At 58.1% G+C, this 21426-nt stretch carries 15 protein-coding genes and 3 pseudogenes; 13 read left to right on the forward strand and 5 right to left on the reverse strand.

The genetic code is table 11. The annotated features are described in order from the left end of the window. Positions 1 to 307: 307 nt before the first annotated feature. Entirely contained in the window at positions 308 to 1036 is a 729-nt protein-coding gene (locus BRA1417_RS0111220) for a hypothetical protein (protein WP_084462193.1), read from the reverse strand. A gap of 220 nt (positions 1037 to 1256) precedes the next feature. After that, a complete protein-coding gene (locus BRA1417_RS41725) occupies positions 1257 to 1703 on the reverse strand; it encodes an SET domain-containing protein-lysine N-methyltransferase (RefSeq protein WP_051448318.1) in 447 nt (148 codons plus the stop codon). An 811-nt stretch (positions 1704 to 2514) separates the two neighbouring features. Between BRA1417_RS41725 and BRA1417_RS41730 the strand changes: the two genes are divergently transcribed. From BRA1417_RS41730 to BRA1417_RS0111250, 3 genes and pseudogenes are all read left to right on the forward strand, one after another. After that, on the forward strand, positions 2515 to 2787 hold the full coding sequence (locus BRA1417_RS41730) for a hypothetical protein (protein WP_027515880.1): 273 nt from the start codon (positions 2515 to 2517) through the stop codon (positions 2785 to 2787). Between the two features lie 1749 nt (positions 2788 to 4536). Next, positions 4537 to 5094 carry a hypothetical protein gene (locus BRA1417_RS43845; RefSeq protein ID WP_156948680.1) on the forward strand — a complete coding sequence of 186 codons (558 nt, stop codon included), beginning with the start codon at positions 4537 to 4539 and terminating at the stop codon, positions 5092 to 5094. A gap of 169 nt (positions 5095 to 5263) precedes the next feature. After that, positions 5264 to 5521: pseudogene (locus BRA1417_RS0111250) on the forward strand (transposase); the annotation flags it as partial. Positions 5522 to 5523: 2 nt separating this feature from the next. Here the strand turns inward: BRA1417_RS0111250 and BRA1417_RS0111255 are convergent. Beyond that, a complete protein-coding gene (locus tag BRA1417_RS0111255; protein ID WP_027515847.1) occupies positions 5524 to 6906 on the reverse strand; it encodes an IS110 family transposase in 1383 nt (460 codons plus the stop codon). 228 nt (positions 6907 to 7134) lie between these two features. Here BRA1417_RS0111255 and BRA1417_RS43850 point away from each other — a divergent pair. The 5 genes and pseudogenes from BRA1417_RS43850 to BRA1417_RS43855 all read left to right on the forward strand — a co-directional run. Continuing rightward, positions 7135 to 8011 (forward strand): annotated as a pseudogene (locus tag BRA1417_RS43850) (IS3 family transposase); the annotation flags it as partial. Between the two features lie 515 nt (positions 8012 to 8526). Then, a complete protein-coding gene (locus tag BRA1417_RS45515) occupies positions 8527 to 8817 on the forward strand; it encodes an ATP-binding cassette domain-containing protein (protein WP_371259987.1) in 291 nt (96 codons plus the stop codon). Between the two features lie 12 nt (positions 8818 to 8829). Then, positions 8830 to 9282 (forward strand): ABC transporter ATP-binding protein, encoded by a 453-nt coding sequence (locus BRA1417_RS45520; protein WP_245286193.1) that lies wholly within the window; start codon positions 8830 to 8832, stop codon positions 9280 to 9282. A 313-nt stretch (positions 9283 to 9595) separates the two neighbouring features. Then, complete coding sequence (locus tag BRA1417_RS0111270; protein ID WP_027515884.1) at positions 9596 to 10780, forward strand: Xaa-Pro peptidase family protein; 1185 nt, start codon at positions 9596 to 9598, stop codon at positions 10778 to 10780. Between the two features lie 269 nt (positions 10781 to 11049). Further along, on the forward strand, positions 11050 to 11613 hold the full coding sequence (locus tag BRA1417_RS43855; RefSeq protein ID WP_156948681.1) for a hypothetical protein: 564 nt from the start codon (positions 11050 to 11052) through the stop codon (positions 11611 to 11613). A gap of 1075 nt (positions 11614 to 12688) precedes the next feature. On the opposite strand, the gene BRA1417_RS0111280 is transcribed toward BRA1417_RS43855, so the two are convergent. Next, positions 12689 to 14341 (reverse strand): class I adenylate-forming enzyme family protein, encoded by a 1653-nt coding sequence (locus BRA1417_RS0111280; RefSeq protein WP_027515885.1) that lies wholly within the window; start codon positions 14339 to 14341, stop codon positions 12689 to 12691. A gap of 609 nt (positions 14342 to 14950) precedes the next feature. Between BRA1417_RS0111280 and BRA1417_RS42555 the strand changes: the two genes are divergently transcribed. From BRA1417_RS42555 to BRA1417_RS0111300, 3 genes and pseudogenes are all read left to right on the forward strand, one after another. Next, the gene (locus tag BRA1417_RS42555) at positions 14951 to 15712 is read left to right on the forward strand and encodes an IS5 family transposase (RefSeq protein ID WP_245286194.1); all 762 of its coding nucleotides are present in this window, start codon (positions 14951 to 14953) and stop codon (positions 15710 to 15712) included. Positions 15713 to 15737: 25 nt separating this feature from the next. Beyond that, positions 15738 to 16012: pseudogene (locus tag BRA1417_RS42560) on the forward strand (transposase); the annotation flags it as partial. A gap of 464 nt (positions 16013 to 16476) precedes the next feature. Then, the gene (locus BRA1417_RS0111300; protein ID WP_027515887.1) at positions 16477 to 17202 is read left to right on the forward strand and encodes a LuxR family transcriptional regulator; all 726 of its coding nucleotides are present in this window, start codon (positions 16477 to 16479) and stop codon (positions 17200 to 17202) included. 802 nt (positions 17203 to 18004) lie between these two features. On the opposite strand, the gene BRA1417_RS0111305 is transcribed toward BRA1417_RS0111300, so the two are convergent. Then, positions 18005 to 18742 (reverse strand): outer membrane protein, encoded by a 738-nt coding sequence (locus BRA1417_RS0111305; RefSeq protein ID WP_027515888.1) that lies wholly within the window; start codon positions 18740 to 18742, stop codon positions 18005 to 18007. A gap of 1515 nt (positions 18743 to 20257) precedes the next feature. On the opposite strand from BRA1417_RS0111305, the gene BRA1417_RS44720 reads away from it, so the two are divergent. Both BRA1417_RS44720 and BRA1417_RS44725 read left to right on the forward strand, forming a co-directional pair. Continuing rightward, a complete protein-coding gene (locus BRA1417_RS44720; protein WP_198034815.1) occupies positions 20258 to 20971 on the forward strand; it encodes a helix-turn-helix domain-containing protein in 714 nt (237 codons plus the stop codon). Continuing rightward, positions 20895 to 21404, forward strand: coding sequence for an IS630 family transposase (locus BRA1417_RS44725; protein WP_245286353.1), 510 nt, complete (start codon positions 20895 to 20897; stop codon positions 21402 to 21404). Before BRA1417_RS44720 ends, BRA1417_RS44725 begins: the two co-directional genes overlap by 77 nt. Positions 21405 to 21426: the final 22 nt, after the last annotated feature.

The following is a 21426-nucleotide window of genomic DNA, read 5'->3' on the forward strand; positions in this document are numbered from 1 at the left end:
GCGTGAGGCGGGGCAATGGGTTTGCGTCATGCGATCGTGGTTTGGGCGGTGCGCTCGCAATGAGAAGCGGAATAGCTCAGCGCCCTGCGACGCTCCATTCCACCATGAACCACCCCGGTTCGACCCGCACTAATCGTCGACAGCTATTCATACGACCCCTGCCACAAGGCCGTCGTATCAAGGCGCATGCGCGCTTCCAGTTGCACCACGCACGTAGCCGACCTCAAGAGCGCTCTTATGGAATACCTGGAGAACTACAATCCGCAGGCGCAATCCTCGAAAATAGTCGCTCGCTAGGGAATAAGCATTACGACGAGGACACCAAGCCTCCTCTCGATATCATCTTTGGAGCTCTAATATTATATCGGCTCATTAGGAGATTCGCATTGGTCACGGAATCATACACGGGCAGCTGCATCTGCTCGCGCAGGTGCTGCGTCACTATTGGAAAACCTGCGCACTCAAATAAGATCACCTCGACGTCATGATATCGCCTACACATAAGTGCGATTGCGGCCCGCAGATCTTTGGATACCTGTAGACTCGTGTAGTTGTTTTCGGGTCCCGACATGACTTTCCATGTCTCGGAATGCTCGATGCCACCGATTGCTATTCGGTCGTATGACTCAACACCGGCGCATTTTAGCAGATCGAACGTCAATGCTCTTGAGTCGAATGTCAATATGCCGACACGTCCCTTCACGGTCGCCATGAGATAGGGCAGGAGCAGCAAGCAGGAGGTCGAAACTGGCACTGGTACGGCCTGCATCAACGCATTCTGGTACTTGATCGTGAAACCGCAATTGCTCGTGATCGCGACTGCTCCATCACCCACCAGCTCTTTTGCTGCCCCTATGAACGCCTCTTTTAATTTGTCGTCCTCACCACCATAAACCACGTTCCTGGTCCAAGCACCTGGAACTTGGCGATAAACTGTGGGAAATGGAAAAGTATTAGGATTGCTGAGCGATCCGGCCATCGTCTGTGGCGTATTCTGTAGCTGCAGTATACCAAGTGCGCCGCTGGTATGGGTCATTTAAATCCGGCTCCCGCAAAAATCACAACTCATTGTAGCTCCGGCCTGCGACCAAGATCGCAGCGCCACACCAGTTCTGGCGCGTCATCCGCCGGCTGGCGATCTTGCTCTAAATTCTCTCCCGGCGCCGATGAGACGTTCATTTCGTTCCGAGGGACCGTAAGGTTGTTCGCGGACAGCTATCCATATCGGAGTCCAATCGGTCGATACTGTCCAGTACCTAGTCAACGAATCTAGGAGCATGCGGATAATCGAACACATTCGCATACCGATGCGTTATTTCGTCGTCTATTTCTATGTCGTCTATCGCCACAATGCTCGCCCACACTCCAGACGCTGTATCGGCCCATAGTATTTGTGCATTCGGCCTGGATGAGTGATTTACTATCGAGATGAATCCGAAAACAACGTAGCCTGCCAGCGGGTCACATTTGATATCTCGATCAGGCCGGACGAAGTAGTACTCGAACAGGCCTGTACGATCTAGGAGCTGGGCTTGAGCATGATCAAATCCCCACGTTGGAGCTCGCTCAATTACATCTCCGATCTTGAACGGAATATTTGCAAATACACCGCGGCCCTTTTGTGGTGCAGTTTTGACATACACAGTGCTGCTGCGGTCAAAGACGCTTTCCGCCATCATGTCTTTCTTCTCAGTGCCGGGCATTGAGCCGCCTCTATTGTTTCACCATTCCTGGAGTACCCATTGATGGTCTGGCGTTCGCAAGCGGACTTGGCTCTGGAATGCTGACCTCAAACGAGCCGAGCGCGCGGGGTGCCAGGTACCCGACATAGCGTTGGCCCTTGTCTCCGCCAACAATCGCGGGTACGGAACGCGACCCGCGCATTACCGGATGAACGAGCGGACGCATCTTCTCCATTGCGCAATTCGAACCGTTCATTCAGTTGCCTCCACTCTCAACAAGAGCCTATAGCTGATCCAAGCGCTTGATAACCACCTACGTAGATGGGCTGCCAATATGCGTAGGTAACCTTAGCTGCGGATGACAAAAGTTGAGAAAGCCAGATAGAGCAGCCTACCCGCTTCGTTGAGCCGATGCAGTTGTGGTCCTCCCCGCAGCGAGTTCACCAACGATGCCATGCTGACTTGGGCGATGAGAGCCGCGTTCCATGGCAATAAATCGCCCGGGCAAGCCCATGCGAACGCTAATCGATAGCCTCAACGAACGGCTGCGGCATGAATTGTTGAACGAGGCGCTGTTCACCTCGTTGCCTTGGTAAGCGTCACACTCGGATCTTGGCGCGCCGATTACAACAACACACGACCGCACGCCAGGCCCGGATGGAAGATCACGTCCGTGTTCGCGACCACTTCCCAACCGCGCCGGGATCTGCTCTGCGGTAGGCTGAAGGCTCCACGCCAGCTCCCGTCGCTCCCGGCACGGCCGCGACACCCGAGGGATAAGCCGAAAGCTAAGGCCTGCGTCGGAATCGTCGAACGCTGGTTGGTAGTGCGGTTGCGGAACCCAACTTTTTACAGCCTGGACGAACGCAACGATGCGATCGCCGAATGGCTGGGCAAGCTCAATGACGGACGGGTGCTGCGCCAGTATGGCCGCACACGGCGTCAGCCGTTCAACGAATTTGAGGCGCCCAACCTTAAAGCCGCTCCCGGCGAATCGTGGGTCCATTCCGAATGCCGGCGATATGAGATCGAACGAGACTACCAATCGCTGCCCTATCGCTTCGCCCCGCCACGAGATAAGCCCGCATTTGTGCGCGAAGGTTGAACGCATTCTCGGGGGCGAGTGGATCGCGCGCGCACATGCGCGGCAGCGGCAACGGGCGGCACACGACGATCGGCGTCCACATGCCTCGAGCCAGCGGCGTTATGGCGAGTGGACGCCGAGGCAAGCCGGATCGGCCCGATGCAGCGCCCGCTGATGGACCGGATCATTGAGGATCGGCCGCATGCAGAACAGGGCTATCGTACGTGCCTGGGATCATCCGGATCGAGAAGCGCATTGGCGGCGAGCGCCTCGAGGCGGCCGCGCTGCGCGCGATTGAGATCCAGGCTCGCAACTAGCCGAGTGTCGAACCGATCCTCGAGTAGCGGCCGGTCAGCTTCGCTGCAGTCTCGGACTTCATCGGCCGACAATGTAATCAAGGCCGAGGAGGAACCGGGGGGCGACGCATGGAGTCACCGTTCACTTAGAGCCTGTGAACGTTCTGAAGCAGGCGATCAAGCCTAGCACCACACGAGGCGAGTCGGCCGTAGCCCCGCGCGGGTCCAGTTCTGCGAACAGTCGCTGCAGGCCGGGCGTAAAGTACAGAGTGGGTTGTCCCTAAACGCCTTCTGATCGAGCGCACAGCGAAGCCAACTTTTCCCGACGACAGTTCGGTCGACATCAACGATCGACGGCCGTAGCGGTCTTCAAGGATCTCGAGCAGATATTGACGGCATTGGCGTCGATGGCCTGGGGGCCTGGGTCGTCCAAAATCAGGAGCTCGCCGGGGGCGATGCTCTTCATCCAACATCAGAGGCTCGGAATACTGCCATCGGCTGACCCGCCGCCCCACACTCCACTTGCTTACCGGCTCCGCCTCGCCAGCGTGGCCGCGGCCGAGGCCTTCACGAGCCTCGCCGACAACGAGGAGGTCCATTGTCTCGCGCGCGCCGAGAGAATAGCGTTGCTGCTGGGATGGAGCGAGTTGGCGTAACAATCGGCGCTTGGCGCTTCGTCTTTGCAAGGCAAGATTGCGTCATCATGCAGTGCCCGAGGAGGTCCACTAGGGTCGGCCCGTGGGTTCGACTGGAGATTGTTTGACATCCCACTCAACGGAGACTGGATCAATACCACGAAAACTGCGCCATCGGTCAGCTTCGCCGTCGAGCGGCACCATCAAGCATAGACGTGGTCTCTTCGACAGCTGCTTGACCGCTGGCAAGGATAGTGCCAATTGCCTTTTTGATCGGTAGCTTCGCATGCGTGCGATCAGATTGCAACGCTGCGCGGCATCAGATCGGAATAACTGCACGCGATCATTCGAATCCGCATCCCAAAACCGATCGCAGTAAGCGACCTCTGGGTGCGGTGCTAAAGGACAAACCATCCCAAAGCGCGTAGTCGCGGTGTTGAGCGCCGTTTACGAGGCCGACTTCGTCGGGTTCTCCCTATTCCGGTCGCAGCGGAGCCCTGGCGCTAAAATGGCCGACTGCTGGACTGTGAGACATGCATGCCCCATTCCTTTGATGCGCCTTTCCATCGTGCTCAGTGAAAACCACGCGATCATTTCCTAACATCAAAAACGGCAGTGACAGGAACCGTTCCCTGCCCCTTTACTCTCATCATGTCCAGGATCAATGATCGAACAAATTGGTAAAGTAGCCGCGATCTTGTATTTCCTACCAGAATCAGCAGGAAGGCTTTCTTTTCTTTTGCTGTACTCTTCAGGGGCCATCGGTTCTCGAGCAAGGCCCCATTTTGTACGCGCCGATAACCCGATAGGCATCATACCCGCAAGGAAAACAAGCACCCATGGAAGATCCGAAACGAACCTCATCAACAGCACGTGTGAACCGTGATCACTTAGACCATGTCCAAAGTCAAATTATCTTTGCTCGACGCATCCTGCCGCCCATCGTGGGCCACAATGTTACTATTCGCAACGCGCGGCCGATCGTGCGCGAACTATCTCTGGACCAGGAAGGCTTCACGCTAATTCAGCGCAAGATATCTTGCCGTAAACGAGCGCGCGATCCAACTGTTTTACGCGAGAGATACCAGCAAGAAATGGTTCCTTTCATGAAAGATTACTTCAACGCGTCGTGGGTTGTGGCTCACCAAAATCGTTTGTTGTTCCTGATGGCAGTGGGAAATCAAGTCCGGAAGGATGCGAACCGCTTGTATGGGCTCATCTTGATTTCGCGCCGGTTGCTGGCCCTATGGTTGCCGCCTTGTGGACCAGTCGGAGGGCGTTCCGACAAGGCCGTATTCTCGATTGATGATCGCTCAAACCTGGCATGCTCTCTCGCCGCCTCCGCAGGATTTTCCCTTAGCGTTCTGCGACGGCGCCTCCGTTCACGATACCGATAGTTTTGTGGTAAACTACCGTTTCTTCAATACCACAACTAAGTTGTCGGTCATGTATTTCAATCCGGCGCAGCGCTGGTATTACTTTAGTGCCGGCTCCGCAAATTTGAACAGGACGATAAGTGGAGTTTCTGCCTGAAGGCGGCGATAATCGCCGTGAACAGGAGAGACCATGAACAGACGGCCGCGCCGGAACCACACACCGGCGTTCAAGGCGAAGGTGGCGCTTGCCGCCGTCAAGGGCGACCGGACGATAGCTCAGCTTGCCGAGCAGTTCGACGTCCAGCCCAATCAGATTACGGCGTGGAAGGCGCAGCTGGAGGGTGGCGCTTGCGGAGTTTTTGGACCTGGCAGCGCTGCGCCGGCCGTGCCGGCGGTCGATGTGAAGTCGCTGCATGCCAAGATCGGGGAGCTGACGCTGGAGAACGATTCCTAAGAAACGGCAGCACCGACTTTCGGTTCCAAGGGCTGGAGAACAAAGCCGAATGCCTTGGCACGCCGATGCAAATTGTTGACCACTCGCGTCCGATAACGCGTCTCGTAGGACGAGGCCCCGGGATCGACATAGTCCATTCCGTATCGCACAGCATTGTAGAACAGAACTGCGATCTTGCGGGCCGTGGCGGTCACGGCCTTGGCCTTGCCGATGCGCGCTAAGAGCCGTCTATAAAAGGCGCCGAGCGCGGTGTCTGTACGACCTACGGTCACGGCAGCAAGGCGCAGAAGTGCCGCCGCCCGGCCGCCGGATCGGCGCGTTCGGGACGAGAGCATTTTGCCGCCGGAGACCTTGTTGCTCGGCGCCAGTCCCAGCCAGGAGGTAAAATGCTTTGCACTTGGCCACGAGGAGAGGTCGTCGCCGCATTCAGCGATCAGCTTCAGCGAGAGGTAAGGACCGAGGCCGTCGATCGTGGTGACGTCCTTTGCGAGCAACGCGAACAGCGCCTCGCGGACGTCGAAAGCTAGAGCGTTCGCCTGATCGGTTCGATTCCCACGCCGCGAGGCCCGCGGCGCTGATCCATGGTCATGACCGCGATGGATGCTCAGTTCCTTCAACACTGCTTCGATCCGGGCGTCGCAGGCAGATGCCTTCTCGTGGTAGACGTCGTAAAGTGCAAGTGCCTGCTCGAGCGCAAACAGATGCTCGGCGCGGTAGCTTCCGGTGAGCGCCTTCGCGATCGTCTCAGCGCTGGAGTGGCAACTGTAATGGCGCAAGCACGCCAGCGCCTCAGGATCGCGCTCGCCGGCAAGGATCGCGCGTATGATACGCAGGCCGGTCGCGCCGGTGATGTCGGCGACGACGTGGTGCAGCTGAAGATTCATCTCCGTCAAGGCCTTCTGCATATGCTGGATGTGTGAGGCCGCGTACTCCAGCAGACGCTCGCGCTGACGCACGTAGGCTCGTAGCTCGGCAATCTGCCCTTTGGGCCGAAAGCTGGCCCGCAGCAACCCGAATGAATGGAGCCGCTGCAGCCATTGCGCATCGCTGACATCGGTTTTGCGCCCCGGCACGTGCTTGGCATCGCGCGCGTTGACAAGAAACACGGCAAATCCCCGGGCATCGAGAAGCTCGAAAATCGGAATCCAGTAGACGCTGGTCGATTCCATGACGACGGTCTCGACGCCGCATTCAGTAAACCAGTCGACCAGCCGATGCAGATCGGCCGTGAAGGTACCGAAGCTACGGACTGGCTCCGGTGCGCGATCTGGCCTCACGGCAGCCATGTGCATAGTCGCTCCGACGTCGATGGCAGCCGCGTTCGGGTGCACCATCGGCATCATACCACCGTTCCTCGACTTCGATCTTTTGGGGTTCATCTCCAATCCTCCTGCTGACGGCGGCGGAAGGGCTGGGCTGCGCTATTGGTCAGATTCCTAAACGGGATCGCCGGATGGCGTCACCACTCTCAAGTGCGCAACAACCCATGGACCAGGTTTTTTAACGGGGTCACGTGCCACCAAAATCGTATCGGCCGCTCCCTTCCGGTCGGCAATCTAGCGCCGGTCCGTTTCTATCCCACAGGGGGAGCGCAGCGCCGCGCATAGTTTTTTAGAAGGAGCGCTCACCAAGGCGGGATTGCTGAGCGCAAAGCGATGATCGACCGCGAGCACGAGTTGTCGATCACCAGGCAGGCGGAAGTTTTACAGATCAGCCGCGGCAGCGTTTATTACCTGCCGCGCCCGGTGCCGGATGCCGATCTCGCGATCATGCGGCGTCTCAACCGGCTGCATCTGGAGTTTCCCTTCGCCGGTTCGCGAATGCTGAGAGGCCTGCTGGCTGCCGAGGGGTGCAAGATCGGCCGCCGACATGTCAAAACGCTGATGCGGCGGATGGGGATAGAGGCGCTCTATCGCCGCCCGCGCACCACCAGACCGGAGCCCGGCCACAAGATCCACCCATACCTGCTGCGCGGCATGGAGATCACGCGACCGAACCAAGTCTGGGCAATGGACATCACCTACATCCCGATGGCGAGTGGGTTCGTCTATCTCGCCGTGGTGCTGGACTGGGCAACACGCCGGGTTTTGTCGTGGCGGCTGTCGATCACCATGGAAGCAGCCTTCTGCGCCTAGACGCTGGAGGATGCCTTGGCTCGTCACGGCAAGCCGGACATCTTCAATACGGATCAGGGCTCGCAGTTCACCGGACAGGCTTTTACCGGCGTGCTCGCCGACAACGGCATCGCGATCAGCATGGACGGCAAGGGCGCATGGCGGGACAACGTGTTCGTCGAGCGGTTGTGGCGCAGCGTCAAAATACGAGGAGGTGTACCTGCGGGCCTATGATAGCGTCAGCGAGGCGCGCAACTCGATCGGCCGATATCTCGACTTTTATAACAGCAGACGTCCCCATTCGAGTCTTGACGGCAGCACGCCGGATCAAGCCTACTTCACCCCGCTGCCGCTCCGCCTGGCAGCCTAACCCCGGCAGACGCTCCACTTATCGATGCGGAGATTCTGTTCAGACAACCGGGACCAGCTCACTTTCCAGAGATGACCGCGGACGAGTTCATTCTATTTAAGGGGTATGATTCCGAGGTCTGTTGCAACGCAAAGGCAGCTCACGCGGCGTTTGACAATCGTCGCGCCTATACTAAGGCAAAGCCTCGAGTGAGTGTCGAGGGTCGCTTCCTCGTGTACTTCGCTTGATCGGTTGAGGTCTTTCTGGCGTTTTCCATCGCTGGAAAGATGCCGCTTCGCGCCGCGCCGCTGCCCGAAGCGCGTGTCGGTCTGCGACGACGATCTCCCGGGGACCGATCTCGGCGACCGTCATGTCGTCAATTGCTGGCTCGCAGCGAAGGAGTAACGATCATGGGGGCAGAGGCTCGCACTGGTCGGAGAATCCGGCTGCGGCAAGCCCACGATCGCCAAGCTCGTGCCGAAGCCCGAAACGCCCACCTCCGGCGCCGTGAGCTCCGACGGAAGAATCTCGAGGAGATGCCGCGCAAGGAGATCAAGAATTATCGTCGGCAGGTGCAGGCCGTGTTTCAGGATCCTTACGCCTCTCTCAACCCACGCCTTACGGTGCGTCGGATCATCACTGAGCCGATACTTGCGCGCTACAAGCGCGATCGCGCGACACTCAATGCACGCGTCGCCGAGCTCCTGGAGATTGTCGGCCTGCCGCCGAGGGCGGCCGATCTCCGTCAATTCTCCGACGGACAGCGCCAGCGAAATCGCGATTGCGCGAGCGCTTGCGCTCAATCCGCGCATCATCATTCTCGATGAGCCGATCTCGGCGTGTCGATCCGCGCGCAGGTGTTGCATCTGCTGATGGACATCCAGGAAAAGTTCGGCCTGACATATCTTCTGATCGCGCACGATCTCGCACTGGTCGAGCATCTGTCGCCGCGTGTGGCAGTGCTCTACCTTGGCGGCGTGGTCGAATACGGTCAAAGCGAGCAAATCTTTACCGCTCCAAAGCATCCTTACACGCAGGCGCTGCTGGACGCTGGTCCACGTCTCGATCCGGACTACACACCAAAAGCAGCCGATAGCTTCGCGATACGCGCTCGAACCGCCCAGCGGCTGCGAGTTTCACCCGCGCTGTCCACATGCGATGGCGGTTTGCAAGTCGGTGAATCCGGCACTCGTGAAACTCGCTGGCGGCGCGAGGCAGCATGCATTCGCTCAGTGATCCGCCAGCGGCTCAAGAGTGAACAACCTGAGCGCGCTTGTGAGCTCACGAACTAAGTAAGGTGCGAAGCTCGCCACAGTGCACGGATCTGCACGTGGCATCCGCGTACATTATTATATCATTCCGATCAGGCATTGGAAAGGACCAAGTAAGCTCAAGGCGGATGACAGCGTGATTTCCCGACTGCGGCGCACTCGATTCCGGGTCGATAAACTGCCTAATATGACAGTGGCCCGCAAGAATACTTGGTGTTATGGCAATATGGAGTAATTCAGCTAGCTCAGTTGTTGTACCCATATATCGTCGCCCAGTGAGCTTTCCGTTCTGTTCCGCAAATTGAAGTTACGCGACAACATGGAGCCTAGAACGATGGCAATTGCAAAAGCGCCCCAGGCCTTCCCGAGGACAGAATATTTGCGCAGATTGGCAGCAGTGAAATCGGAAATGGCCCGGCGTGAAATCGATGCTCTTATCATCTTAAGCTGGGGCAACATCACTTATCTGACTGGCAACGTGACGCGTATGCTGGCTCTACATGCGCTTGTCGTCTCGATCCAAGATGAAGAGCCGACTCTTATCGTGCGCAAGATGTGCGCGCCAGGAGCAGCTCACCAGAGCTTCATGGTCAGAGAAAAGATTATCGGCTACTCGGAAAGTCTAGTAGGTAAGGCAAATGCCGATGGCTACGATGCGGTGATTGAGTTCCTCCATGACGTCGGTGTCGCGCGGGCAGCGATTGGCCTTGAACAGGGTAACCTAATGGCCCCGGCCGTAAACAAGTTCATAGGGAAATTGCCGCAGGCCCGGATCGTCGATTGCACGCGATTGGTGGACTGGATCCGCTGCGTTAAATCAGACTTGGAAATCGCGGTTATGCGCGAGGCGGCGGCGCTTGCTGACGCGGCCGTTATGCGGGCTAGAGACGTTATCCGCCCTGGTGTGCGAGAAGCCGATGCAGCAGTTGAGGTCATGGCGGCGCAGGTTAATGGCGTTAAGGGCGGTCCCGCTGCGACCGGATTGCGGCCGCCGTTGATTTCCTCAACCCCGCGCACGGGTACGCCCCATATTTTGTGGAGCGAGAGTGTCTTCTCCGATGGCATGCAGATCAACTCGGAAGTCAGCGGAAATCGGTATAACTATCTTGCAGCTCTTATGCGTACCTTCTCAATCGGTGCGCCTGCCGACCGCGTACGCCGTCTACATGATGCGCAGGTCGCTGCTATCGAAACGGCACTCGATCTCATCCGACCTGGACTCACTTGCAGTGAGGTCGCGCACGCCATGTACAGTGCGATTGAGAAGCACGGCTTTCCGAAGGAATCCCGGTGTGGCTATTCCATTGGGATTGAAAATCAATTCACTGCTTGGATTGAACCGACCGCAAGTTTTGGCAGGGAAGATATGACTGTTCTCCAGACCAACATGACCTTTCATCTGATGCTGGGCAACTGGATAGAGGAGGAGTTCGGGGTTACGGTGAGCGAAACAATCCGCGTAACTGACACGGGTGTTGAGGCGCTGACTCGTGCGCCGCGCGAGCTCTTCGTACTCTAGTGTTCTTAACCAGAAGTTCCAGGATCACGTCGTGTTTGCTGGGGCATTGTACTGCTAGAAGGTTCGATCGAAGCGCGCATGTCATCGGCGGACTTAGTCCATCGGCTGAGTTGGATGCGCGTCTGATCTGGACGCATTGGCAGCGTCGGGCTGACTGCGATCCGGCGCCCTGATGGGGCGTCTCACCCACACATCGGACGACAGCGTGCTCCGGCGGTAAGACGCAGACGTCGCTCATTTTGGCCACGAAGTGTGGATCGCTTAAGAGCTTGAACGTCACCAGCCAGCGTGGCTGGGGCCTGAAGGCCAACAGCGACAGCGCGCTGGGCTTCGCCATCCGGAACTCCGTCGGGGGGCGTCCTCGGGGAACTCTCCAATGTTTTCACGATTGCGGATTCGATGTTGACATTCTCAACCTTGGTTGGCGCCAGGGGCGCGGCTCGTCGTGCAGCCCAAGCGCCGCTCCACAGAACGCCGCCTGCAGCGTGGCGCGGCTGGCGGTGGCGGTTCCGGAGTTCTTGAACTTTGGCCGCTGCGACGTGTCTGCGATGGATGTGAAGTCGCTCCATGACATGCGGCAAACTTTGTTTGCGCTGAGATCGGGCGGCTCGGCGAACGAGGTATTAGAACGAGCCCTCACCAGAGGCGGGATTGCTCACCGGAAAGCTATGATGGACCGCGAGCATGATCTGCCGATCACCAGGCATGGAGGTCTCAAGATCGGCCAGCGGCACCGTTCAGGAATCGGCCCCGCGATCGGTGCAGGATGCCGATCGCGCGATCAGCCGGCGGCTCAACCGGGTGCATGGGGTTTTCGGTTCGCCGCATGCTGATAGATCTGCCGGCCATCGAACTGTACAACCCCCGCCGGCATGTTAAGGACGCTGACGCGGCAGATGCGGCTGATGCCAGCCGCGCATAACAAAGCCCGAGCCGGGCCCAAGATCTAACCGTACCTGCTGCGCGAATTCGAGATCACGCAATTGAACCAAGTTTGGGCGATGGACATCACCTATATCCCAACGGCTGTCGCTTTGGGTGCTGGACTGCGCGGCGCCTAACACCGCTCAAGCTGGCAATTGCCAGTGCGGTTTTCATCAGCGCGCTCGCTAACCGCGGCATCGCCATCAGCATGGAGGACAGGGACACATAGCGGGTCGCGAGCGGCCGTGACGCAGAGTCAGATATGCGGACGCCGGGGCTTATGACAGTGATCGAGACGCGCAGCTTCGATGGATCGAGATCTGGAGACTTTTGACGGCAGCACGCCGGACGACCCACTTCGGCCGCTGCCGCCCGCTGCGTTTTTCGCCCTGATAAATTCGTATGCACCAGCGTGCCCGCTGCTGAACGAATGAAGGACGGCGCGAACACTGTGCGGCTAGCAATACCTACAAGCGATCGTACCTTGCGCGAGTAGTGGCGCAGCAGCTTGGTCGCGGATTGAGGCAGATTGTCGTGCGCGTCGTGCGTGTTTGTGCGAAATGAGTGGCTCGACGCACCTGCGCCGCGCCTGGCGTTTGGCTAAGACGTGCGTGCATCGGTCGAATGCCAACTCGTTCCATGAGCCGTTTAACTGTGGAGCAAGAACTCGGTCCTGCCCTCAAGAACGTCGTCGGGTGGACGCGGAGCTCAGAGTCCGGGAGCCACACGTCAATTCGCATCAGAGCAGCAGCAATACGGATCGAAATCGAAAAGCACAACGTTGCGGAGGCCGAGCGCGAGCTCGATTGCGCCGGGATTCGCTAGCCCGGCGCCAGATGATTGACGGGAGGTAGATCTCGCATATTTCAGCGCTACTAACTAAGCCCGATCTCATGCTAAGCGTCGGGCGGATTGGACGTTTTGGTCATTTGAACTGTCGAACTGACAACAGCACGCCTGGTAAATCTGAGATGCAGGCGAGCTTCAGCGCCAGCGCTTCTCTTCAGTGTCATAGGCGCCGGCACACGGATCTTTAACGGCGGTCAGCTCTCGTTTGAGCACCTTGTTGCTGGACGTAGTTCGGGGTAGTGCGCGAGTGAAGGCGATGTACCGCGGCACCTTGAAGGAAGCAAGTCGCGCACGAGCATGATCGAGAATGCGGTGCATGATCTGATCGTCCGGCGTGACCCCATTCCTCAGTTCAACATAAATCTTAGCCTCCTCCCCGCGCTTGAGATCGTGAACGGGCACGGCAGCCACATCGGCGACGTCTGGAATTTCGCGGATGACGGCCTCCACCTCGCGTGCAGCGATGTTCTCGCCCGAGCGGCGGATCATGTCCTTGATGCGGCCCACCAGCCAATGAAAGCCGAGCTCATCTCGGCGCATCAGATCACCCGTTTTAAACCATTCGCCCTCAAACAAGGCGGCATTTGCTTCCGGCTTATTCCAGTAGCCCTCAAAAATCCCACGCCCTCTCACCCACAACTCACCAATCTCACCGATGGGCGTAGGGTTGCCGTCCGGGTTCATCAGGCGCAGTTCCCTAAAGGGCGCGCGAATACCCACGGACCCAAAGGGCGCGAATTCGTCCAGTTGGCTCGTCGTTAGTGTGCCGAAGCCGATTTCCGTCATTCCGTAAGCATCTTGAGTGCGCACCCGAAAGCGCTTTCGAAAGTCACGTGTGGTTTCAGGACTGGAGCCCCAATTCAAGGTGTGCTTCAGGCTTGTTAACCCGGCTTCGCCAGCGGCTTCGGCCTGACGCGCGATGAGCTCGGTGATTTGGCACCATTCGATATGGTGCTGCTTGACCCAGCCGATGAAGCGCGTCGAGCTGAGCTGCGGTGCCAAGAAGAGCGTCCCGCCCTGTCGATACGATCTCAGAAGATCCCCTTGCGGATCGCCATAGAAGAAAGGCTTCGCAGATAAATACCTTCGGTATGGCTGCTCGTCCCAGCACAGCCCCTGATACGAGCTCACGCCCCAGTAGTCGTGGGTCAACATGCAGCCCTTCGGAAAGCCCGTCGTTCCCGACGTATACTGAATGTTCAATAGGTCATCTGGGCGGATGTCCTCATCTATCGGAGCGTCATCAGCGCTCTTAAGCAATTTCTCGAGAGTGGTCGTGCTCTCAGAGGGGGGGTGTCCTGCCAGTATTATTCGACCCTTCGAGAGGTGTTCCGGCCAAGGCTCCATCGACGAAAATACCCGCCACGCGCTCCTTTGGACAACGGCGAAGCTGGCCTGTGTATCGGTGAGAACGTATTCGATCTCCCGCGGTGTGTATCGCATGTTAATCGGGACCATGACCGCACCCAGTTTCGCAATCGCGAACCAAAGGATGGGGAATTCGATGCAGTTTGGCAACATTACGCCAATGCGATCGCACTTGCGTACGCCAAACGCTCGCAGCGCATGCGCGAGTTTGTTGGACAGCTTGTCCATCTCCGAGTAAGTCGCGCGCTTGCCGCTCTCGAAAACATTGATAGCAGTTGTTGGCCCGTGCGTTCTCGCTCGCGTCGAAACCAGCTGACCAATAGTAATAGTTTCATACGCCGTTTCCATGGCCTCTAACTTTGACAACAAATTTGCGACGCACTGTTGCAGCTCCAGCGACCTCAACTTTGGATGGATCATCAATGGACTCCTTCGTTTTCAGGGGCAAAGAGAACGAGCGTGCCCTCTACGGTGACAAGCTTCCGATAGCGAGCGTTGAATCAACCGGTCCTGCAGCCGGGTGACGGATATTCGCTCTTCGATAACGGCACCGCAGCATGCGCGCGTTAACATCGGAGCGCATAGCTCGCATCGGGTGGAACGGTACACCCGAACGATGCGAATGTTTTGGATCGTCCAGAGCACCTCCATTCAAGTTAACTTCCCATTGCTGCACCTTCTGATCGTAATCATCAGCCTCATAGCGGAAGAAACTAGGCGAGTACCTCATCACGGAGGATCGAGACACTACCTACTCTGGCGAGGAGCATGAATTTGCTGTTTCATGTAGCCAATAATGAGCGATGAAGAGGGCCGTGAGTTCAAGGTCGCGGTTTGCCATCTGAAGGAGAGACCGATGGCCGCTCAGGAGGGGCGTAACCAGCAAGTTGACATGAACATTCTCCACGTTGGATGAAGCCCTGTGACGCCGATCCGCCGCAGGTGTTTCCCGTCAATCATCAGAATAAACCCCAAGCAGCAGGAGATTAAACAGCTGCGCCTCGGCCCCATGACCACAGCAGAACGACAATGCGGGCTGGTTTGTTTTGGCTGAATGACAGGCAATGGGCACGTATCGAGCCTCATCTGCCGAGCGGCCTTAGAGGACCGGAGCGGGACGACGACCGCCGTAATATCAGCGGGATCATTCACATGCTGCAGTCGGGGGCGCGATGGCGCGATTGCCCGCGTGAATACGGTCCTTACACGGCCGTCTACAATCGTTTCACCGCTGGGGCAAGCGTGGGCGATGGCGCGCCATCTTCGAAGCGCTGGCCAAGCCCGGCCAAGATGCCCGTCGCGCTGTCGCTCGACTCGGCCTCGATCAAAGCTCACCGGTGTGCCTCCGGCGGAAAAGGGGGGGAGCACAGCCAAGCCATCGGCCGTTCGCGGGGAGGCCCCACGACAAAAATCCATGCGCTGAGCGATCCGCTCTGCCGGCCGGTCGTCCTGCATCTGACCCCAGGCCAGGATGCCGATATTGCGGCGGCGCCCGACGTTCTGGCGCTCGCGCCGCCCATGAGCGCGCTCCTTGCCGACAAAGGGTACGACGGCGACAACCTTCGTGGCGAAATCGTTCGTCGCGGCGCCAAGCAAGTCATTCCCAACAAATCCAACCGCGTCGTCATCCATCGCTTCAACAAACGCGCCTACAAAGACCAAAATGTCATCGAGCGCCGCTTTTGCAGGCTCAACGACTTCCGGCGCGTCGCCACCCGATACGATAAGCTCGCACGGAATTTCATGGCCGCTGTTCATCTCGCCGCTCGCGTCGCATACTGGATCAATTGAATCTGGACCCTAAATCGAAAGCCAGACCGAGGCAGCTTACGGCGAGAAGAATCCAAACGCCTTGCCTAGCGCAACGGTTACCGCGACGGAATCTGGTAGACCCGTGCCGGCGCGGTCGAGCGCATCCCCAAGCTGCGCAAGGGTTCCTACTTCCCGGGCTTCCTGGAGCCGCGCCGGATGGCCGAGAAGGCGCTCACCGCCGTGGTGCAGGAGGCTCTGCAGGGCGTCTCGACCCGCTCGGTCGACGATCTGGTGCAGGCCATGGGCATGACGGGCATCTCCAACAGCCAGGTCAACCGTCGTCCAGCAGCAATGTCTTAGGCAAAGGCGGGAGACTGGCTAAAGTTAAACATCTTAGGTGGGCAGCTGCTGCTGCAGGATATGATCCCTCGCCAATACTGCCAGCGAGGCTGTCGCACTTACGACGAATGTCGCAATTCCAACAGTGTTCGTTGCGTTGGCATTAGATCCGCGGATGTCTCAATTGCTTGTCATTGTGCGAGATTTCGTGACCGCAGTGACTGGTACGACACTTGCTGGATTGCTTCAGGTCCGTCCGCCCCGGAAAGAAGCACATGCACAGTCGCTCCATCAAGCGAGTATCCCATCGGGAGACAGGGCGCCTCGCAGCGCGTGACGAGAAGTATGCTTGTTGCATTCGGTCGAGAACTTCGCAATGCCCGAAGTGGCGCCGAAATCCCCCGGACACGTTCAGTCAAACCACGCAGTACCGGCCTGCCTAAATCGGCGGCGCGAGGCGCCAAATGGACTTATTTAGCTTCGTCGAATGTGCAAAACAAACGCGATCTCTCAAGGCGCTATTCGAGCTGCTTGTGAGCTGTTCGAGCGAACAGGGCTTCAGTCACGTGGCTTACGGGTCACTGACCGACACGGGGCCGGCTCGCCTGCCAGAGTATCTCCGAGCCGCGGTGACGGTGAACTTTCCTTCCGATTGGTGCGAGCGCTATTCTGAACGCAGGTACAATGCCATCGATCCCGTAGTTCGGCGGACGACTATGCTATCGGCGCCGTTTCTATGGGATCGACTCGCCGACCAACATCAATTGCAACCGGGCGAAACGCGTGTGTTGAATGAGGCCAGAGAGGCCGGCCTGAAGCATGGCGTGACCGTACCACTGTTTGGACCATTTGGACGGCTATCCGTCGTATCGTTTGCGTCCAGCTTCGACGATGCCGACCCTGAGCATCGTCTCAGTCATCTCAACGCATTGGCTTGGCAGTTTCATCATGCGTTTGCAGAGATCGCGCCTTCATCGGACGGCAGATGCCAAATGCAAGTGGCTCTATCCGAACGAGAGAAGGACTGCCTCCGGTGGGTCGAACAGGGAAAATCATCTTGGGAAATCGGGGTGATTCTGAAGGTCAGCGAGAATACCGTCAACTTTCACCTCAAGAACGCAATGCGAAAGCTGGGGACGAACAGCCGTACCCACTGCGTCGTCAAGGCGATACGCCTTGGTCTTATTTGAATTGATATATGCGACCCAGGGAAGCTAGCGATGTCATTTCTTGACAATAGCTGCGAGCGGCGCGCTCACTCCGATATCGCCTTAGATGCAGCCGCTGTTGCAATAAATAGGCTGACAAGTGTGTCGTCCCGATCGTCATCGGTAGACAAACGTATTCTGCCGATGGTGGTTGGTCGTGGGTCGAAAGCGGGAGAGGTTCACACGAACTCCGTTAGTCCGACGCGGGCTGGACATGAGGGCGGACCATTCGCCGCATCGTTGATTGCGTGCGGTCAGAGTGATCTTCAGCGCAAGCGTAATCATCGGCGCGTGGCCCGCCCCCTCGACCCCGTGCTGCCGCCCGCTCAAGGATGGGCGCGCATGCAACTGGCCAAGACATGCACGCTTGGATGTTCCTCTTGCCCGTCAATCTGGCTGCCCAATCGAGCCGGAAACCTAAGCGCACGATTCCCCTGTTCTACGGACGCGCTCTTTAGGGGGTAGTCCCTGTGAAGTGAGGCTGAGTGGGCCCCCAGAGCAAAAGAGGCCCGTTCAGCGCCAGGTGCCAACTCGAACAGCAGCTTCACAGAATACAGGCCTCATCTGCCCGGTTCGGCTCGATTTTTGACATTCTCGCGTATATGAGCTTTTCGGGCGCGGATCGCGACGACATACCTGCCCAGGAGAACGGTTTTGCTTGATGCAGCAAGCGCGGCCTCCCGGAATGTCATAAGACCGTGTATGGCTCCTGTACAGCAGACTAACAGGTCAAAAAACCCCGGCCCATGGGCCGGGGCTTTCAATCCGCCGTTTGAACGACAGATCAATATTTGAGAAGAATCGGACCGCCGAACTTATAGTTGAGCCGTGCCGTTATAAGATCGAACTCCTGGCGGATGCGATCGGTCCCACCAGCGGGCGCGGCGAAGTTCACCGTGGCGCGCCGCATGAATAGGTGGTCGTACTCGAGGCCAACCGACCAGTTCGGCGCAAAACCGTACTCGATCCCAGCTTCCAATGCGCCGCCCCAAACTATGTGGTCGCTTTTCCCAAGCTGCGCGCCCGTCAGGGTCGAGCTCATTTGATAGGTGTTGCTCGTCACTGCGGCGCCACCTTTGGCGTAAAACAATACGTTGTCCAAGGCATAACCGATCTGCCCCGTCATAGTACCGAACGCATCAATCTTGCTCTGGTTGACATCCGAAAACGCGACGCTGACATTCGAGCCGGTCAAATCAGCCCAGTTCCCCTGGCCTTCAACACCAAGCACGGTCTGGCCCATCTGCCATCGATAGCCGATCTGGCCACCAACGATCACGCCGGTCGCATCATGACAGCCCTCGGGCGTGCCGCCATTGAAATCCCAGCAATTCGAGCTTGAGCCCAAACCGCCATTCATACCGATATAGTAGGCGCTCCAGTCGTAGATTGCAGCCGCGACAGGCTGTGGAACTTTGGTGTAGAGAGGTTGGACGGGCTGCGCAGCCAGATCTGCACCGAATGCGGGCGCCACTGCGCCAAACGCCACCATGCCCACAGTCGCAAGCAACAGGTTCTTCATTTCTACTCTCATCTCTTGAGTGCCCCGTGCCCCGTGCGTCTTAACAACGTCCGCGCGAATTGCTGTAACTGCATCGCGACATTCGTGCCAAAGGAATGTTCGAACCGAACGCTGCGTCAGGTTGCGGCATTGCAGATCATCTCCAACCGCGTCGCAATGCTCGGTCGCGTGCGAACAAAGGTAGCTAAAGGTAGCTTGTTGACGAAAAGCGGGCTGCTGATCTCAGCGGATTAAGCGCACCGCAAGCCAGATGATGCCCAGCCACACCGCTACCGAAAAGAGCAAAGCGCTTTGCAACGTCCTTGCTCTTATCCTGTGACGCCATCGAAGGAGCTGCGATGAGCAACCGGTGAAGCGCCGACCCCGTACAACAGCTATCACTTCATCGTAATCTGTGAACCGGAAGTGAGAGCGATGCTTACGAATATACTCCAGCCGCTCAGTGGGTGAGAGGCACTGTGCCCACAGCTCCCATGCCTCATCATCAAAACACGCGCGATTCTCAAGGACTTCGGCGAGGCGCTCGTCAGGCTTCATGATGCATCCGCTGTACTGACTATCGCGGATCGAGTTCTACGAAGGAAGCCTCACCTTCGAAACCTCTCAGTTTAGGTAGGCTAGTTCAGCGAATCGAACTCGGCCAGGAAGCATTGGTCACGGTCAACGCGGCGTTGATCCTGTTGCGAGATGAAATTCGAAGTCGTGAGGCCTCTGGATCTCTCTTCTCGTCCCGAAGCACTGTAGATGCCGGAAGGAGAGTCTTGTCGACGCTGCCGCAATCGTGCTCGCCGTTGCACTCAGTTTCAACCGCTCGCTCGCGTCTCAGACATATCTCCTCCGCGCTTCCCACCAGCGCTGATTGGAATTCGGTCCGGCAATCGCTTCCGCACATGCCAAGATCACACAGCGGTACGTTGTCAGGCCGGGGCCGGTTGCGAATCCACCGCCCCGACCCGATGATTCGTGAACGGCCGACTCGCAGTCTTGACCGCTCAGTGTCTCGGGTCAGATCGGCGATCAGTCACACGTTACGCCGTGCTGTTGGGGCCGACTCAACGCGACCACGCGTGGCCTCAACTCCGCCTTGCGAATCTGTGCTCGACGATGGCGGTGAAGGGCGTTCGCCATCGCGTGGCGGATCGGCAATTTCCTTCTTTGAACAGGGCCGAATGCAGCGTTAGGAACCACGGCGTGCGGGGCCTCGGAGCGGCGGCGGAGCAGAAGTGCCGGAATGAAAGAGAGCACCATAGAGCCGGGCGCGCTCACGTCGCTTCCGGGAACGCCAGCTGCGCACACCGTAGCCCAATCCAAAGCCGCCGAAGAAGATCATAGTGAAAAAAAGGAGTGCTGTCGTCATCTCGATGTCTAATCCAGAGGGATTGCTTTGATGTGTTACGTCGCACTCCCGCCATCGGTGGTTAACTAGACGACCGATTCCATGAACTTGGCAGTCATGGAACGGGACGCTTGTTTGTGGATTCTTCGTTTGGGATTGACTGAACGAGGAGTTTCATCATGGCAGGATGGCGGCAAGCGGTCGAGTTGGCGATGACCAATGAGGAGATCGAAACGTTGACGGCTCTTTCGCGGTCGAGGACCGAACCGGCGCGCCGGGTGTCGCGGGCCGCGATGCTGCTTGCCTACCGCGAGACCCCGTCGTTCTTTGCGGTGGGACAAAGACTTGGTGCCCATCATCAGACGGTCCAGCGCTGCGTCGAGCGGGCGGTGGCTGACGGTGCATTGACTGCGCTCGACGAGCGCCCGCGACCGGGCAGGGAGCCGGTGATCACGCCGGAGGCCAAGGCGTGGCTGGTCTCTCTGGCGTGCGACAAGGCCAAGGAGCACGGCTATCCGCACGAATTGTGGACGACGCGGCTGCTGGCCCGCCATGCGCGCGAGCACGGACCGGGGGCCGGACATGAATGTCTCGCCCATCTGGTTCAGGGCACGGTGTGCAAGCTTCTCGGCCAGGAGGAAATCAAGCCGCACAAGGTGCGCTACTACCTTGAAAACCGCGACGCCGAGTTCGAGCAGAAAATGGCGGAGGTTCTGTATGTCTATCGCGAGGTCCAGGTCCTGAAAAAAGCCCGCCGCCAAGTCGAAGAAATCGGACAAACCGGTAGCGATCGTCTCCTACGACGAGAAGCCTGGAATCCAGGCCATCGCGACGACAGCGCCAGATCTGCCGCCCGTGCCGGGCGTGCATGCGACCTTCGCGCGCGATCATGAGTACAAACGTCACGGCACGCTCAGCCTGTTGGCGGGGATTGACCTGCTCACCGGGAAGGTCCACGCGCTCGTCAAAGACCGCCACCGCAGCCGAGAGTTCATCGAATTCCTCAAGCTCCTTGATGCCGCTTATCCGGCCAGGACCGCGATCAAGTTGATCCTCGACAACCATTCCGCGCACATCTCGAGAGAAACCAGAGCCTGGCTCGATACACGACCGGCAGGCCGCTTCCAGTTTACCTTCACGCCCAAGCACGGCTCCTGGCTCAACCTCATCGAGGGCTTCTTCTCCAAGTTCGCCCGCTCCGTCCTGCGTCACATCCGGGTGACATCAAAGTATGAACTCAAAGAGCGCATCATGGCCGGAATCGACGACGTCAATCGCCATCCGGTCGTCCACAACTGGTCCTACAAACTCGCCGACGCCGCCTGATATGATTCGAACCAAGAAAACG

Source organism: Bradyrhizobium sp. WSM1417 (assembly GCF_000515415.1).
GTDB lineage: Bacteria > Pseudomonadota > Alphaproteobacteria > Rhizobiales > Xanthobacteraceae > Bradyrhizobium.